General features: G+C 61.6%; 15 protein-coding genes and 1 tRNA gene. 8 read left to right on the top strand and 8 right to left on the bottom strand.

The window, feature by feature from the left end:
• Nucleotides 1-123: 123 nt before the first annotated feature.
• From ychF to lolB, 7 genes are all read right to left on the bottom strand, one after another.
• Nucleotides 124-1215, bottom strand: a complete 1092-nt coding sequence (gene ychF / locus ACW5W7_RS02225) for a redox-regulated ATPase YchF (RefSeq protein WP_456500625.1) — start codon at nucleotides 1213-1215, stop codon at nucleotides 124-126.
• A 234-nt stretch (nucleotides 1216-1449) separates the two neighbouring features.
• Nucleotides 1450-2046, bottom strand: a complete 597-nt coding sequence (gene pth / locus ACW5W7_RS02220; RefSeq protein ID WP_456500624.1) for an aminoacyl-tRNA hydrolase — start codon at nucleotides 2044-2046, stop codon at nucleotides 1450-1452.
• A gap of 187 nt (nucleotides 2047-2233) precedes the next feature.
• Nucleotides 2234-4222: a bifunctional metallophosphatase/5'-nucleotidase gene (locus ACW5W7_RS02215; RefSeq protein ID WP_456500623.1), complete on the bottom strand. Its 1989-nt coding sequence runs from the start codon at nucleotides 4220-4222 to the stop codon at nucleotides 2234-2236.
• Nucleotides 4223-4312: 90 nt separating this feature from the next.
• Complete coding sequence (locus tag ACW5W7_RS02210) at nucleotides 4313-5260, bottom strand: ribose-phosphate pyrophosphokinase (RefSeq protein WP_349918973.1); 948 nt, start codon at nucleotides 5258-5260, stop codon at nucleotides 4313-4315.
• A gap of 237 nt (nucleotides 5261-5497) precedes the next feature.
• Nucleotides 5498-5572, bottom strand: a tRNA-Gln gene (locus ACW5W7_RS02205).
• Entirely contained in the window at nucleotides 5552-6442 is an 891-nt protein-coding gene (gene ispE, locus ACW5W7_RS02200) for a 4-(cytidine 5'-diphospho)-2-C-methyl-D-erythritol kinase (RefSeq protein WP_456500622.1), read from the bottom strand. Before ispE ends, ACW5W7_RS02205 begins: the two co-directional genes overlap by 21 nt.
• Nucleotides 6439-7023, bottom strand: a complete 585-nt coding sequence (gene lolB, locus ACW5W7_RS02195) for a lipoprotein insertase outer membrane protein LolB (protein WP_456500641.1) — start codon at nucleotides 7021-7023, stop codon at nucleotides 6439-6441. The genes ispE and lolB overlap by 4 nt, the downstream gene beginning before the upstream one ends.
• A 119-nt stretch (nucleotides 7024-7142) precedes the next feature.
• Between lolB and hemA the strand changes: the two genes are divergently transcribed.
• The 7 genes from hemA (at nucleotide 7143) to ACW5W7_RS02160 (ending at nucleotide 14128) form a co-directional block, all read left to right on the top strand.
• Nucleotides 7143-8402, top strand: a complete 1260-nt coding sequence (gene hemA / locus ACW5W7_RS02190) for a glutamyl-tRNA reductase (protein ID WP_349918969.1) — start codon at nucleotides 7143-7145, stop codon at nucleotides 8400-8402.
• Between the two features lie 51 nt (nucleotides 8403-8453).
• On the top strand, nucleotides 8454-9542 hold the full coding sequence (gene prfA, locus ACW5W7_RS02185) for a peptide chain release factor 1 (RefSeq protein ID WP_456500621.1): 1089 nt from the start codon (nucleotides 8454-8456) through the stop codon (nucleotides 9540-9542).
• Entirely contained in the window at nucleotides 9542-10411 is an 870-nt protein-coding gene (gene prmC, locus ACW5W7_RS02180) for a peptide chain release factor N(5)-glutamine methyltransferase (RefSeq protein ID WP_456500620.1), read from the top strand. The genes prfA and prmC overlap by 1 nt, the downstream gene beginning before the upstream one ends.
• Nucleotides 10411-10794: a SirB2 family protein gene (locus ACW5W7_RS02175; protein WP_349918964.1), complete on the top strand. Its 384-nt coding sequence runs from the start codon at nucleotides 10411-10413 to the stop codon at nucleotides 10792-10794. The genes prmC and ACW5W7_RS02175 overlap by 1 nt, the downstream gene beginning before the upstream one ends.
• An 11-nt stretch (nucleotides 10795-10805) precedes the next feature.
• Nucleotides 10806-11606: a SirB1 family protein gene (locus ACW5W7_RS02170; RefSeq protein WP_349918962.1), complete on the top strand. Its 801-nt coding sequence runs from the start codon at nucleotides 10806-10808 to the stop codon at nucleotides 11604-11606.
• A 64-nt stretch (nucleotides 11607-11670) separates the two neighbouring features.
• Complete coding sequence (gene kdsA / locus ACW5W7_RS02165; protein WP_349918961.1) at nucleotides 11671-12525, top strand: 3-deoxy-8-phosphooctulonate synthase; 855 nt, start codon at nucleotides 11671-11673, stop codon at nucleotides 12523-12525.
• Nucleotides 12526-12832: 307 nt separating this feature from the next.
• The gene (locus ACW5W7_RS02160) at nucleotides 12833-14128 is read left to right on the top strand and encodes a dicarboxylate/amino acid:cation symporter (RefSeq protein ID WP_456500619.1); all 1296 of its coding nucleotides are present in this window, start codon (nucleotides 12833-12835) and stop codon (nucleotides 14126-14128) included.
• Between the two features lie 95 nt (nucleotides 14129-14223).
• Here ACW5W7_RS02160 and grcA read toward each other — a convergent pair whose 3' ends face one another.
• On the bottom strand, nucleotides 14224-14604 hold the full coding sequence (gene grcA / locus ACW5W7_RS02155; RefSeq protein WP_349918957.1) for an autonomous glycyl radical cofactor GrcA: 381 nt from the start codon (nucleotides 14602-14604) through the stop codon (nucleotides 14224-14226).
• Between the two features lie 620 nt (nucleotides 14605-15224).
• Here grcA and ung point away from each other — a divergent pair.
• Nucleotides 15225-15908, top strand: coding sequence for a uracil-DNA glycosylase (gene ung / locus ACW5W7_RS02150; RefSeq protein WP_349918956.1), 684 nt, complete (start codon nucleotides 15225-15227; stop codon nucleotides 15906-15908).
• Nucleotides 15909-15949: the final 41 nt, after the last annotated feature.

The raw sequence follows: 15949 nt of genomic DNA, 5'->3' as shown, positions 1-15949 counted from the left end.
GTCTAAATGGCAAGGTGGCAGCGTTTTATCCTGCCATAAAAAAGCCCGTCCAGAGATGGACGGGCTTTTTACCGCTCGAAGGGGCAGACCAGCCTGGCGATGCCCCTTGGGATGGCGCTGTCGTCAGACGTTGAACAGGAAGTTCATGATGTCGCCATCCTTGACGATGTAGTCCTTCCCTTCGGCGCGCATCTTGCCCGCTTCCTTGGCGCCTTGCTCACCCTTGTAGGTGATGAAGTCGTCGAAGGCGATGGTCTGGGCACGGATGAAGCCCTTCTCGAAGTCGGTGTGGATCTTGCCAGCGGCCTGCGGCGCAGTGGCACCGACCGGAATGGTCCAGGCGCGCACTTCCTTCACCCCGGCGGTGAAGTAGGTCTGCAGGTTCAGCAGCTCGTAACCGGAGCGGATCACCCGGTTCAGACCTGGCTCCTCGATGCCCAGATCCGCCATGAATTCGGCGCGGTCGGCATCGTCCAGCTCGGCGATGTCCGCCTCGATGGCGCAGCAGACCACGACCACCACGGCGTTCTCGGCAGTGGCGATTTCACGCACCTTGTCCAGGAAGGGGTTGTTCTCGAAGCCGTCTTCCGCCACGTTGGCGATGTACATGGTGGGCTTCAAGGTCAGGAAGTTGAGGTGGGCAACGGCGGCCAGCTCTTCCTTGTCCAGCTTCATGCCGCGGATCATCTGGCCGTTTTCCAGAGCCACCTTGATCTTTTCAAGGGTCTCCACTTCCAGCTTGGCATCCTTGTCGCCACCCTTGGCGCGCTTGGACTGACGGTGGATGGCGCGCTCGCAGGCGTCCAGGTCAGACAGGGCCAGCTCGGTATTGATCACCTCGATGTCATCGGCCGGGGAGACCTTGCCCGCGACGTGGATGATGTTCTCGTCTTCGAAGCAGCGCACCACGTGGCCGATGGCTTCGGTTTCGCGGATGTTTGCCAGGAACTGGTTGCCCAGACCCTCACCCTTGGAGGCGCCCGCCACCAGGCCGGCGATGTCCACGAATTCCATGGTGGTCGGCACCACGCGCTGGGGGTTGATGATGGCCGCCAGGGCGTCGAGACGGGGATCCGGCATGGGGACCACACCCGTGTTCGGTTCAATGGTGCAGAACGGGAAGTTGGCGGCTTCGATGCCGGCCTTGGTCAGCGCATTGAACAGGGTGGATTTGCCTACATTGGGCAGGCCCACGATACCGCATTTAAAACCCATGGATTGTTACCTTACGTGATGGATGCTGTGTGAGGGCCGCAGAACCTGCTCACGCTCTTACTGCGAGGCCGTGATCAAGGCTCATGTGCTGCTCGGAATCCTCACGTATATCTATACGCTCCGGTTCCTGTGCTGCGCTTCACCTTGCTGACAACCTCTCGTGACAGAGAGTGAACAGATTCTTAGGCAGCCCTGTCATATTGTGTGACCCTGGCACTTGCCAGGTATCCGTATTCAGACTTTCTCGGCCTTGAAGCTGTGCAAGCGGTTCATGGCCTTGGTCATGTCTTGTTTGAACAGGATGTCGGTGGCGCGCAGGGACTCGTCCAGTGCGGCTTCGATCAGGTTCTGTTCACTGCTGGGGGCCTTGGTCAGCACGAAGCCGGCCACCAGATCCTTGGCGCCGGGGTGACCTATCCCCAGACGCAGGCGGAAGAAGTTATTGTTGTTGCCCATCCTGGCGATGATGTCCTTGAGGCCGTTGTGACCGCCGTGACCGCCCCCCTGCTTGAACTTGGCGATGCCGGGAGGCAGGTCCAGTTCGTCGTGGGCCACCAGGATCTCTTCCGGGGCTATCTGGTAGAAGCGCGCCAGCGCCGCCACGGCCTTGCCGGAGAGGTTCATATAGGTGTTCGGGATGAGCAGGCGCACATCCTGCCCTTCCACCAGGATGCGGGCGGTGTGGCCGAAGAACTTGGGCTCTTCGCGCAGGCTGACGTTGTGCCAGCGGGCCAGCTGCTCCACATACCAGGCCCCCGCGTTGTGGCGGGTCTTGGCGTATTCGGGGCCGGGGTTACCCAGCCCGACAATCAGTTTGATTTGATGCGTCACGCTTGATGTCTTCACTCGCTGGTTGCACTGCTGGTCACCATCAACCGATGGCCCAGGGCAATGGGACGCAATATTCTAGCCGCCGAGTGGCGATCACTCAACCAAAGTGCGGACTTGCGGGGGATTTAGGGCGAAGCCGCTGGCAAACGGGCCCTGCCGGGCCCGTGTCGCTTGGCGCCTGTGAGCATCATCGGGCTCGCAGCAGGGTGACTGTCTCCTCGCCGAGCGCCGTCAGGGTCGGCCGCTGCTCCTTCACGTATTGCACGAAGGAGGCCGCATCCGTGCCGCAATCCACGTTGCTGGCCTTGCAATCCAAATCCTGACCCTCGCCGTAGCGGGCACTGAGCAGAGAGCCCGTTTGCTCCACGCGCAGCACGGGGAAGGGGGTGAGCTTGCCATCGACCCAGGCAATGTCCACCCGCTCGGCCTGCTGCGCCTGGGCGCGAGCCAGGGCCTGCCAGCCGTCGTTGCCATTGGCGCTGTAGGCATTGGTCACCACCTTGTAGCGCTGGCTATCCACGACATTCTGCCACTGGCCATCGACGCCCTGCCATTGCAGCTGGGTCAGATTGCCTTGTTTGCCCGCCACCGTTTCGGTGAAGGTGTAGCGCAGGTGCCCGCCATAGGGGAACTTGCCGGCGTGGGCGCTGGGGGCCAGGGTGGCGGTGATGGTCTCGGTCAAGAGGGCCCGCACGTCGGCGCCGGAGAGGGTCAGCACGCTGAGGGGGTTCTTGAACGGCAGCAGGGTGAGGGCGGGATCCCCTTGTCGCAGCTCACCGGCGGGCAGGTCGGCGCGCACGCCCCCCACCGCCAGCAGGGCGAAATCCACCGGGCCGCCGGTCAGGGCCTGCACCGCCGGGGTGTTGGCCCAATAGTATTGCCCCTCGGCCACCAGGGGGGCGACGTCCGAGCCGTGGCGGTCGCTGCCGTTGTCACCGGGGCGGCGGGCATTTTGCAGTGCCGCCGGCAGGGTGGCGATGACGGGGCCGAACGCCTTGTCCAGGGCCGGTTTGAAGTGGCTGTCGATGAGGCCGCGCAGGCGCGGATCCTCGTCTACCGCCACCAGGTTGGGCTGGGCGTCGATAAACTTGCTCGCCTGCTGGCCGCGCTTCTTGTCGAGTGGCTGCTGGCGAGCGGGATCTGCGAAGAAGTCGCGACTCGCCAGCAGCTGGTTCTGACCCTGGCAGCCGATCACCCGGCCCTGACCGTCGAAGCTGATGCGGGCCAGACCGATGGCCTGGGCGTAGGAGCCTGCCTGCACCACGCAGGTGAGGCCGACGCCATCCGGGTTGGTGACCAGGGCCGCGTATTCCCCGGTGTTGCCCCAGCCGATGTTGGTGAAGTCGCCGAGCAGACTGTGGGAGTGGCCGCCGACGATGGCGTCCAGCCCGTTCACCTCGGCGGCGAGCGCCAGATCCCGGGCATTGCCGATGTGGGTCAGGGCGACGATCTGGTGGATCCCCCTGGCTTGCAGCAGATCCACCGTGGCCTGAGCCGCCTCGACCTCCTTGCGAAAATGGAGCTTGCCGACGTTGGGGGAGATGTTGGCCATGTCTTCCAGCACCAGCCCCATGACGGCGACCAGCTGCTTGCCCTGGGGCAGGTGGTCGAGATCCGGGACCGGGCTCTTCTGATGGCCTTCAAAGGCATAGACCACGAAGGGCTTGAGGTTGTCGGCCCGGGCGAGATCCTCGTCATCGCTGGCATCCAGGTTGGCGGCCAGCACCGGGAAGTTGACCCCCTGAATGAAGCGGGCCAGCTTCTGGTTGTCGAGATCGAACTCGTGGTTGCCAAGGGCCATGGCATCGAGGCCGAACTGGCTCAGCAGCTCGGCGTTCGCCATCCCCTCGTTGAGTTTGAAGTAGCCGCTGCCCTGCCAGGCGTCGCCGCCGTGCAGCAGCAACAGGGGTTCATTCTTGGCCAGCGCCTCGGCCTGGTAGGCCTTGGCCATGGTGAGCAGGCGCGGGTAGCCACCGATGCGGGTATAGAGGGTATCTTCCTCGGCTGACTTGCCGAAGATGGCCCCCTTGAACTCGGCATTGACCGGATCGAACTGGGAGTGGGTGTCGTTCATGTGCGCCAGGGTGAGAGAGAAGGGCGTGCTCTCCTTATCGGACAGGCAGGCGGAAAGCAGGGCGCAGAGCGGGAAAACGAATAGGAGACGGGGGCACTTCATGGACAATCCTTAACCTGCGGGGCAGGGCAATACCGGGGAGCTAAAAAGACAAAAACCGCCAGTTGGCGGTTTTTGTCACAACGGGGTCTATCAATGCTCAAACATGGCAGAGATGGACTCCTCGTTGCTGATACGGCGAATGGCTTCGGCCAGCACGGTGGACAGGGTCAGTTGCTTGACCTTGCCGACGGCTTTCATCTCGGCGGTGAGCGGGATGGAGTCGGTGATGATCAGCTCATCGATGACCGAATTCTTGATGTTTTCCACGGCGGAGCCGGAGAAGACCGGGTGGGTCGCATAGGCGAACACACGCTTGGCGCCACGCTCTTTCAGCGCTTCGGCCGCCTTGCACAGGGTGCCACCGGTATCGATCATGTCATCGACGATGATGCAGTCGCGACCGGCCACGTCACCGATCAGGTGCATGACCTGGGAGACGTTCGGGCGGGGACGACGCTTGTCGATGATGGCGATGTCGGTGTCATCCAGCAGCTTGGCGATGGCACGGGCACGCACCACGCCGCCGATGTCCGGCGATACAACCACGGGGGATTCGAGATTCTTGGACATCATGTCTTCGAGCAGCACGGGGCTGCCGAACACGTTGTCTACCGGGACATCGAAGAAGCCCTGGATCTGCTCGGCATGCAGGTCAACGGTCAGCACACGGTCCACACCCACGCTGGAGAGGAAGTCGGCGACGACCTTGGCGGTGATGGGTACACGGGCGGAACGGACGCGGCGGTCCTGACGGGCATAACCAAAGTAGGGGATAACGGCAGTGATACGGCCAGCTGAAGCACGACGCAGTGCATCCACCATGACGATCAATTCCATCAGATTGTCATTGGTCGGGGCACAGGTGGATTGAATGATGAAGATATCGCCACCACGTACATTCTCGTTGATCTGTACGCTGATCTCACCGTCGCTAAAGCGACCTACGGCAGCGTTGCCGAGTTTGATAAACAGGCGATCTGCGATCTTCTGGGCTAGTTCCGGCGTTGCGTTACCAGCAAACAGCTTCATGTCAGGCACGGTTTGAAACCTCGGGGTTGCATCCAGTTTGTGGAGGGTCTGTTTGGACCCATATCGTTCTTTGGCAAACGATTCATAGCGATGACGGGCGAGGTCACCACAGGTTGTCAGCGGTCGGGATTGCAGTCAGCTATCGGTGATGGGAGGTCATCAAGGCGAAAACGGGGCGTTTGACGAGAATGCACTCTTCACACTTCCCGGATCGTCATCGATTGCCTGTCTCATTCACCAAGAGAATGGCTGGGGTACTAGGATTCGAACCTAGGGATGGCGAGATCAAAACCCGCTGCCTTACCGCTTGGCGATACCCCAATCACTGACTTGTTGCAAAGTGGCGAAGAGTGGTGATATGTTCTCGCCCTTGGCGACAAACCCATCCCAGCCTTCCGGCACCTTTGCCAACACCTTCCGAGCAGCCTTTTCGTCTTCAAATTGAGCAAAGACGCAGGCTCCAGTGCCCGTCATTCTTGACGGCGCGTATTCTAGCAACCAGCCGAGCGCATTGGCAACCTCGGGGTGGCGCTTTTTCACCAGCGACTCGCAATCGTTTTTCCACTCCCCGCCCAGCAGGTTGTGCAATGCCATCTTGGGGGTATTTCTCGGCAGGTCCGGATCCTGGAAGACGGCGGCCGTCGCCACATGGCAATCGGGTTTGAGCACCAGATACCAGGCGCTCGGTACCTCGACCGGTTGCAGTTGCTCACCCACCCCCTCCGCGAAGGCGGCTCGCCCACGCACGAACACCGGCACGTCGGCCCCGAGCTGCACGCCAAGCTCCGCCAGCTCATCCTCGCCAAGCCCCGCCTGCCACAAATGGTTCAATGCGACGAGAGTGGTGGCCGCATCGGACGAGCCACCGCCGATGCCACCCCCCATGGGCAGCACCTTCTCCAGCCGGATATGGGCCCCCTGCGGACTTGGCAACCGCGCCTGCAACAGGCGGGCGGCACGGATGATGAGGTTCTGCTCATCGGGCACCCCCGGGATGGCGGGGCTCAGGGTGAGCAGACTGGTGCCCTCGAGGGGCTCGAACGTCAGCCAGTCGCCGTGACTGAGGAAGATAAACAGGGTCTGCAGCTCGTGATAACCGTCAGCACGGCGGCCATTGACGTGCAGGAAGAGATTCAGCTTGGCGGGAGCGGGCCAGCGGATGGCCTGGTGTCGGGATGGCTGCTCCATCATGGCACCAGGTTCCACTGGTTGATCTGCAGCTTGAGGCGGCTGCCCTGACCGGTCATGGTCAGCAGGTGGGGCAGGCGATAGCCGGCCTGATCCCGATAGTCGCCGTAGACGATCTGCCACTGGCCGTCCCGCACCGAGGCCAGGCTGGCGTCGGGGTTGAGTTCGAACTCGGCCTGACCGGGCAGCCCCTTGATCCACTCGGGCAGCCCTTTCACCGGGATGTTCCAGCCGGTGAGCTGGTAGACAAGCGCTTCGGCATCCTCGCTGCGATGGGTCTTGCCGTCGTTGTCGATGAGGGTCACCTCGCCCCGGGTGCGGGAGAGCTCCAGGATATGGGTGCCGATAATGCTGCTGAGATTGAGGCGATAGTCCTCCCCGTCCTGCTGCCAGTTGAGGCGGGCGCTGCCTTTCTGCTGGGGGGTGATGATGGCCATCTTGCCAGACAACTGCCAGTGATCGAGGCGCTCGAGGCGGGCCCGCTCCTGCTGCCAGTTGACCTGATCCCGCTGGGGGGAGGTGGTGGTACAGCCAGCCAGCACCAGCAGGCAGGCGAGAGAGAAGATGCGCAAGAACAAGGTCAGGCTCCGGACAAGGAATTTGCCACAGTATAAGGGGCGGCCGTATCGCTTTTAAAGACTTACCCTTTCTCGTACAATTGACGGCCTTTACACCCTGTGCACGAAATGATCGCCACCCACTCATGAGTCTGCTTGCCCTCGGAATCAACCACAACACCGCCAGTGTCGCCTTGCGGGAGCGGGTCGCCTTTGGCCCGGACTGCATCGATCGCGCCCTGCGTGAGCTGGTGGATCAGCCCGGCGTCAGCGAGGCGGTGATCGTCTCCACCTGCAATCGCACCGAGCTCTATTGCAGCCTGGAGCAGGGAGAGGGGGAGCAGGTGCTGCACTGGTTGCAGCGCTTCCATCAGCTGGATGCGGCCGAGGTGGTCTCCGCCATCTACCGCCACCAGGATGAGGAGGCGGTACGTCACCTGATGCGGGTCGCCTGCGGCCTCGACTCCCTGGTGCTGGGGGAGCCCCAGATCCTGGGGCAGATCAAGCAGTCCTATGCCCATGCCCAGCAAGCCGAGGCGGTTAAAGGCTCGCTGGAGCGACTGTTCCAGAAATCCTTCTCCGTGGCCAAACGGGTGCGCACCGATACCGAGATCGGCGCCAGCGCCGTGTCGGTGGCCTTCGCCGCCGTGAGTCTGGGACGGCGCATCTTCTCCGATCTTTCCCAGACCAAGGTGCTGCTGGTCGGGGCGGGCGAGACCATCGAACTGGTGGCCCGCCATCTGCGCGAGCAGAACGTCACCCAGATGATGGTGGCGAACCGCACCCTGCAGCGGGCCCAACTGCTGGCCGAGGAGTTCGGCGCCCAGGTGATGACCCTGGAGGAGATCCCGGACTACCTGCACGAGGCGGACATCGTCATCAGTTCCACTGCCAGCCCCTTGCCCATCATCGGCAAAGGCATGGTGGAGCGGGCCCTCAAGGCGCGCCGCTTCAAGCCCATGTTCCTGGTGGATATCGCCGTGCCGCGGGATATCGAGGCGGAAGTGGACGAGCTGCCGGATGCCTATCTCTACACGGTGGACGACCTGCAGGGGATCATCGAGCAGAACCTCGAGACCCGCAAACGGGCCGCCGCCGAGGCCGAGCTCATCGTGCAGGAAGAGCGTGACGACTTCATGGGCTGGTATCGCAGCCTGCACTCGGTGGATCTCATCCGCGATTATCGCCACCAGTCCCAACAGGTGGCCGACGAGGAGCTGCAACGGGCCCTGCTGGCGCTGCAGCAAGGTGAAAATGCCGAGCAGGCCCTCAAGGCCATGGCGCACCGCCTCACCAACAAGTTGATCCACGCCCCGACCCAGGCCCTGCGCCAGGCAGCCGCCCAGGGGGATGTCCACAAGCTGTCCCAGCTGCGTCAGGTGCTGGGATTGTCACAAGAGTCATAGTTGCGGGCTGGCCAGCCGGCCGTCCCGTCCTCCATCGAGAAACCGAGATTTATGAATCCGTCATTGATCAGAAAGCTGGAAGGCCTCATCGAGCGCCACGAAGAAGTACAGGCCCTGCTCGGCGAACCCGGCGTGGCCTCGGATCAGGACAGATACCGTGCCCTGACCCGGGAATATGCCCAGCTCGAAGACATCGTTCACGCCTTCCAGCGCTTCCGCCAGGCCGAAGAGGATCTGGAGACCACCAAGCTGATGCTGGAGGAGGATGACGCCGATCTGCGGGAGATGGCCCAGGAGGAGCTGCCGCTCGCCAAGGCCGCCTTCGAGGAGCAGGAGCAGGCACTGCAGGTGATGCTGTTGCCCAAGGATCCCAAGGATGACAACAACTGTTATCTGGAGATCCGGGCCGGCGCCGGTGGCGACGAGGCGGCCATCTTCGCGGGGGACTTGTTCCGCATGTATTCCCGCTACGCCGAACGCCAGGGCTGGCGCGTCTCCATCGTCAGCTGCAACGACGGCGAGCACGGCGGCTACAAGGAGGTGATCGCCAAGGTAGATGGCGAGCGCGTCTACGGTCGCCTCAAGTTCGAGTCCGGCGGTCACCGGGTGCAGCGGGTGCCGGAAACCGAATCCCAGGGCCGGGTGCACACCTCCGCCTGTACCGTCGCCGTGCTGCCGGAAGTGCCGGAAGCAGAGCAGATCGAGATCAATCCGTCCGAGCTGAAGATAGACACCTTCCGCGCCTCCGGGGCCGGTGGTCAGCACGTCAACAAGACCGACTCCGCCATCCGCATCACCCACCTGCCCACCGGGCTGGTGGTGGAGTGCCAGGATGAGCGCTCCCAGCACAAGAACCGCGCCAAGGCGATGTCGGTGCTCTCTGCCCGTCTGCAGGCGGCCGAGGATGAGCGCCACCGCGCCGCCGAGCAGAGCACCCGTCGCAACCTGGTGGGCTCCGGTGATCGCTCCGAGCGCATCCGTACCTACAACTACCCCCAGGGACGTCTCTCCGAACACCGCATCAATCTCACCTTGTACCGGCTTGGGGAGATCCTGGAGGGGGATCTGGACTGCGTCATCACCCCCCTGGTGCAGGAGTATCAGGCGGATCAGCTTGCCTCTCTGGCAGACAACGGCTGATGCAAATTCAGCAGGCGAGAACCCACATAATGACGGTATTGGCCGGGGGCGAATCCCCCCGTGCCGATGCCGATGCGCTGCTCTGTCACCTGCTGGGGTGCCGGCGCAGCTACCTGATGACCTGGCCGGAGCGTGAGCTTGATGCCGATCAGCAGGTAACCCTGCAAAGTTGGCTGGAACGGCGCCTGGCCGGGGAGCCCATCGCCCATCTCGTCGGCGAGCGGGAGTTCTGGTCCCTGCCGCTGAAGGTGAGCCCGGCGACCCTGATCCCGCGCCCGGACACCGAGGTGCTGGTGGAGCAGGCGCTGGCCCGCCTGCCGGCAAGCCCCTGCGCCGTGCTGGATCTCGGCACCGGCACCGGCGCCATCGCCTTGGCGCTCAAGTCAGAGCGGCCCGATGCCGATGTCTGGGCGGTGGACAGAATGCCGGAGGCGGCAGCCCTGGCCCGCCACAACAGTGCGGCCCTGGGGCTGTCCATCCAGGTGCGCGACGGCAGCTGGTTCGAGCCGCTGCAAGAGGCGCCGCCCTTTGCCATGATCGTCTCCAACCCCCCCTATATCGACGGGGCGGATCCCCATCTCGATGAAGGGGACGTACGCTTCGAACCCCGCTCCGCCCTGGTGGCGGACGAGCAGGGGTTGGCGGATATTCGCCTCATCGTGGCGCAGGCAAGGGCCCATCTGTTGCCCGCTGGCTGGCTCTTGCTGGAACACGGCTGGGAGCAGGGGAACGCAGTGCGTCAACTCCTGCTGCAACAGGGCTACCAGCAGGTAGCCACGGTGCGGGATTACGGGGATAACGACAGGGTGAGCCTGGGGCAGTGGCCCGGCGAAGGGGCACCCGACTCACACATTGGTAAGGAAAAGTGATGTATTTTGCGCTCAAACATCTGCATCTGGTGCTGATCGCGGCGGCGGTGCTGATGTTTATACTGCGGTTTTACTGGGTGCAGACCGGCTCTGGCCGTGCCTACAGCGGTCAGGTCATGAAGCTTGCGGGCTGGTTGAACGGCCTGGTGGTGCTCTCTGGCGTGCTGTTGTGCATGGTGCTGGATCTCAATCCCCTCAACAATGGTACCCCCTGGCTCAGCGAGAAGCTGACCTCAGTCCTGGTGGTGGCGTTCCTGGCCATGATGGCGCTGCGTCTGGCACGCAGCAACGCCATCCGCTGGTTCGCCTTTCTGGGGGCCCTGGGGTGGATCTTCTTTATCGCCAAGCTCGCTGTCCTGAAACAGGCCAGCCTGTTCGGCTAGGAATGACGAAGATGATGCGTGTGGATGAATGGACCGACTTCGAGGCTCATGATCTGGCCGAGCTGGCGCTGTGCGTCAGCGACGAGATCCAGGGCGGTCGTCGGGACGGTGAGGCACAGCTGGCCTGGCTCGACGCCTGGCTCGACGAGGCGATAGCCCCGGGGGACTGCGACGAGGTGCGCCGCCAGCTGCTGGCCGGTTTCTACCAGACCCTGGGCTTTCAGGGGGACTGGCAGGACTATTTCTCGAGCGAAAACTGCGATCTCGCCAAGGTGCTGGCGCGGCGCAAGGGCATCCCGGTGAGCCTGGGCATCCTCATCATCCAGCTGGGCCGCAAGATTGGCCTGGATGTGGAGGGGATCTGCTTCCCCGGCCACTTCCTGGTGAGTTTCGCCGGCAGCGAGGGGGAGGTCTATGTGGACCCCTTCAATGGCGATGAGCTGAGCCTGCATCGCATCGAGCTGCTGCTGCGCGGCGCCCTCGGCAACCTCGCGACCCTGAGCGACGATCTGCTGCAACCCTCCGGCCAGTGGGAGATCATCGAGCGGCTGCTCAACGTCAGCAAGGGGGCCTTGCTGCGGGAGGAGCGGATGACGGAGGCGCTGCGTTGCAGCGAGCTGTTGCTGCGCATGAAGCCGGGTGATCCGCTGGAGACGCGGGATCGGGGCTTCATCTACGAGCAGCTCGACTGCCCCCGCTTCGCCGCCGACGATTTCGAATACTTTATTGAACAATGCCCGGACGATCCCGTGGCCGACGTGTTGAAGACACAGCTGGCCGCCCTGGATCTGAGCCCCAAGCCCCTCCATTGAGCGTGCTTGGCAACTGAAACAGAAACACTCATACACCATGCCTCTTCACCTAAGGAAGCCTGAGATGGAACAGAAAAATATCAAGGTCAACGACATCGACGTGGCCAATGACAAGCCGTTCGTGCTGTTTGGCGGCATGAATGTGCTGGAGTCCCGCGACATGGCGATGGCCGTGTGCGAGAAGTATGTCGAGGTGACCACCAAGCTGGGCATTCCCTTCGTGTTCAAGGCGAGCTGGGACAAGGCGAACCGCTCCTCCATCCACTCCTACCGCGGCCCGGGTCTGGAGGAGGGGATGAAGATCTTCCAGGAACTGAAAGCCACCTTCGGCATGCCGGTCATCTCGGATCTGCACGAAGTGCATCAGGCCAAGCCGGTCGCCGAGGTGGTGGATGTCATCCAGCTGCCCGCCTTCCTGGCGCGCCAGACCGATCTGGTGGAGGCCATGGCCCGCACCGGCAACGTCATCAACATCAAGAAGCCGCAGTTCCTGAGCCCGAGCCAGATGAAGAACATCACCGACAAGTTCGAGGAGTGCGGCAACGATCGCCTGATCCTGTGCGAGCGCGGCGCCAACTTCGGCTACGACAACCTGGTAGTGGACATGCTGGGCCTCGGGGTGATGAAGAAGACCACGGGTGGCTACCCCGTCATCTTCGATGTGACCCACTCCCTGCAGTGCCGGGATCCGCTGGGTGCCGCCTCCGGTGGCCGTCGTGATCAGGTGACCGAGCTGGCCCGTGCCGGCATGGCAGTCGGCCTGGCTGGCCTGTTCATCGAATCCCACCCGGATCCGAAGAGCGCCCGCTGCGATGGCCCGAGCGCCCTGCCGCTGGACAAGCTGGAAGGCTTCCTCAAGCAGATGAAGGCCATCGACGATCTGGTCAAGGGTTTCGAGCCGCTGGATACCTCAGCCTGACGCGCACACCTTGCCGACCAATGCCCCGCCATGCGGGGCATTTTTATATCCGCGTCATATCAAAAACATCCTCATTAAGGTCTTAAATAAATCATTGACCAGGCACTTGGGTGTTTCTGTGGTGTTAATGATGTTAAATATATTGTGTGATTGATGTCCCAAAACTGCTTCTTATAACGTGTGACAGTGCCGCCGTTGGAATGGCGAAATGGCATGAAACGGGCGAGAGGCATTAATTATCTCGCCCCGGATCCTTGCACGCGTTTTTTGCCATCGCCCGTGTCAATTAATTAACAGGACGTTGAGCATGCACAAGAAAATATTAAGCAGCCTCTACTTTCAGGTGATATTGGCCATCACCGTCGGAGTATTGCTGGGACACTTCTATCCGAGCCTGGGCGCCGATATGAAACCCCTTGGCGATGGCTTCGTGAAATTAATCAAGATGATCATCGCCCCGGTGATTTTCTGCACCGTGGTGACCGGGATCGCCGGCATGGAGAGCATGAAGGCGGTCGGCAAGACCGGGGCCATCGCCCTGGTCTACTTCGAGGTGGTGAGCACCCTGGCGCTGGTCATCGGCCTGTGCGTAGTGAATCTGCTGCAGCCCGGGGCCGGCATGAACGTGGATCCGACGTCTCTGGATGCCAGCGCCATCTCGGCCTATGCAGAGCAGGCGAAGTCGCAGGGCATCATTCCCTTCCTGCTGGACGTGATCCCCGCCAGCGTGATCGGTGCCTTCGCCAGCGGCAATATTCTGCAGGTGCTGTTATTTGCGGTGCTGTTTGGCTTCTCTTTGCACCATATCGGCGAGAAGGGAAAACTGATTTTCAATATGGTGGACAGTTTCTCCCAGGTTATTTTCGGGATCATCAACATGATCATGAAATTGGCACCGGTGGGAGCATTTGGCGCCATGGCATTTACCATAGGGAAATATGGCATCGGCTCTCTGGTTCAATTGGGACAATTGATAGCGAGTTTCTATCTGACCTGTTTGCTGTTTATTTTCCTGGTGCTCGGCAGCATTGCCAAAGCCAATGGTTTCAGCATCTTGCGTTTTATCGCCTATATCCGGGAAGAGTTGCTGATCGTGCTCGGCACCTCCTCGTCGGAATCCGTGCTGCCACGCATGCTGGTGAAGATGGAGGCGCTCGGCTGCAAGAAGTCGGTGGTGGGCCTGGTGATCCCGACCGGTTACTCCTTCAACCTGGACGGCACCTCCATCTATTTGACCATGGCGGCGGTGTTCATCGCCCAGGCAACCAATACCCCGCTGGATCTGTTCCACCAGATCACCCTGCTGGTGGTGCTGCTCATCTCCTCCAAGGGGGCGGCCGGGGTTACCGGCAGCGGCTTCATCGTGCTGGCGGCGACCATCTCGGCGGTGGGGCATCTGCCGTTGGCCGGGCTGGCGCTGATCCTCGGGATAGATCGCTTCATGTCGGAGGCGCGGGCCCTGACGAACCTCATTGGCAACGGGGTGGCAACCCTGGTGGTGGCTCGCTATTGCGATCAGCTGGACGAGGGGCAGATGCAGGCGGCGCTGGCCAAGCCTGCTGCGGTACCGGCCGCTACCCCAACGCTCGATCGGCAAGCCTAGGGGCGACGAGGGGCTTTATCGAAACGGGTGTGGATCGCCCATAAAAAAACGGCCCTGATGGGCCGTTTTTCATGGTCACTTGACCGCAGAGGCTATTACAGGCTCTGGGTGAAGGTACGGGTGACCACGTCACGCTGCTGTTCCGGGGTCAGGGCGTTGAAGCGCACTGCATAGCCGGAGACGCGGATGGTCAGCTGCGGGTATTTTTCCGGGTTGGCGATGGCATCTTCCAGGGTTTCGCGGCGCAGCACGTTGACGTTCAGGTGCTGGCCACCTTCCACCACGGGTTCGGTCTGCACCGGCAGTTCACGGTATTCGAATTGACCCAGGTCAGACAGGGACACTTCCTGGTCGGCGGTGAAGCTGTCGCCCTTGGCGCAGATGCAACGGGCCTGTTGCTTCTCTTCGTCCAGCAGCCAGAAAGAGTTCAGCAGAGCGGCGTTGGCGGACTGGGTGATTTGGATGCCCTTGATCATGGTATGACTCCTCATAGGAAGGGGTTTCAATGGTAAGGAGATACCCCTGATGTTTTTAAACCACCTCGGCAGCGGGATGATTTAAAGGGGGCTTGCCTTACACCTTTACTTCGTTGGGGTCATATATACCACGGAGGTAATAATACGAAAATTGATCTAAATCAAAAAATACGTCAATAGCGCCGTGTGAATGATATTAAATAATTGAGTTTAATCAAAAATCTATCATTTTTATGATTTCGTAAGATATATGGATTATGCATTTTATATTTCTCAAATCTAGTAATTTAACTACATCTTTTCGGGTTTTTTGTTGCCGGGATGGCGCCCCATCGGGCAAACACGTGGCCAAGGTGGTCAGGGCGCAGGGATGACAGGGCCTATTTTGGCCAAAATCTATCGATATAAAAGATGGTATCTCTTCTTGTCTATCGTTTAACTGGATGGATTTTGGGGCGAAAGAGAGGCGGATCCCTGTCTGGGCGGGGCCTGTGTTGTCCGGCCACGGTTGCGTCCGCACTCCTTGCCCCCTATTCTGGGCCCCTCGTTGCGTCCGGGGCCTGTGTGTATGCACCGGGCGCCCTGGACCGGGTATTTGGGGTATTGAAGAGGAGAGTGGCGTGCAGACCTGGACTGATGTGATTGGATCCGAGAAGGAGCAGGACTATTTCAAGGCGACCCTGGCGAGCGTCAGGAGTGAGCGGGAGGCGGGCAAGGTGATCTATCCTCCCGCCACCGAGGTATTCAACGCCTTCAAGCTGACCGAGCTGGACCAGGTCAAGGTGGTGATTTTGGGTCAGGATCCCTATCACGGCCCGAACCAGGCCCACGGCCTCTGTTTCTCCGTGCTGCCCGGGGTGCGCACGCCCCCCTCTCTGGTCAACATCTACAAGGAGATGCAGCGGGATCTGCCAGGATTTGTCACGCCCAACCACGGCTTCCTGGAGTCCTGGGCCACACAGGGCGTCCTGCTGCTCAACACCGTGCTGACGGTGCAAGCCGGCATGGCCCACTCCCATGCACATCTGGGCTGGGAGACCTTCACCGACAGAGTCATCGAGCAGGTCAACGCCAGCTGCCAGGGGGTGGTCTTCCTGCTGTGGGGATCCCATGCCCAGAAGAAGGGGCGCTTCATCGACAGGCAGCGCCACCACGTGCTGAGTGCGCCGCACCCGAGCCCGCTCTCCGCCCATCGCGGCTTCATCGGCTGCGGCCACTTCTCCGAGACCAACCGCCTGCTGGATGCGCAGGGCAAGGCGCCCATCGACTGGCTCTCGGTCTGCTCGGCGCCCAGCGCCGGTTGAGGATGGCCACGGGTCTGTGGCGGTGGCCGGGTGGCTTGGCT

The sequence above is a fragment of the Aeromonas intestinalis genome (assembly GCF_054052485.1).
This window is presented reverse-complemented; position numbering and strand designations above follow the sequence as displayed.

Bases quoted from the DNA above. Each gene is read 5' to 3' on its own strand.
- ychF (WP_456500625.1), bottom strand. From the start codon at position 1,215: ATGGGTTTTAAATGCGGTATCGTGGGCCTGCCCAATGTAGGCAAATCC.
- ACW5W7_RS02215 (WP_456500623.1), bottom strand. From the start codon at position 4,222: ATGAAGTGCCCCCGTCTCCTATTCGTTTTCCCGCTCTGCGCCCTGCTT.
- ispE (WP_456500622.1), bottom strand. From the start codon at position 6,442: ATGATGGAGCAGCCATCCCGACACCAGGCCATCCGCTGGCCCGCTCCC.
- hemA (WP_349918969.1), top strand. From the start codon at position 7,143: ATGAGTCTGCTTGCCCTCGGAATCAACCACAACACCGCCAGTGTCGCC.
- prfA (WP_456500621.1), top strand. From the start codon at position 8,454: ATGAATCCGTCATTGATCAGAAAGCTGGAAGGCCTCATCGAGCGCCAC.
- prmC (WP_456500620.1), top strand. From the start codon at position 9,542: ATGCAAATTCAGCAGGCGAGAACCCACATAATGACGGTATTGGCCGGG.
- ACW5W7_RS02175 (WP_349918964.1), top strand. From the start codon at position 10,411: ATGTATTTTGCGCTCAAACATCTGCATCTGGTGCTGATCGCGGCGGCG.
- ACW5W7_RS02170 (WP_349918962.1), top strand. From the start codon at position 10,806: ATGATGCGTGTGGATGAATGGACCGACTTCGAGGCTCATGATCTGGCC.
- kdsA (WP_349918961.1), top strand. From the start codon at position 11,671: ATGGAACAGAAAAATATCAAGGTCAACGACATCGACGTGGCCAATGAC.
- ACW5W7_RS02160 (WP_456500619.1), top strand. From the start codon at position 12,833: ATGCACAAGAAAATATTAAGCAGCCTCTACTTTCAGGTGATATTGGCC.
- grcA (WP_349918957.1), bottom strand. From the start codon at position 14,604: ATGATCAAGGGCATCCAAATCACCCAGTCCGCCAACGCCGCTCTGCTG.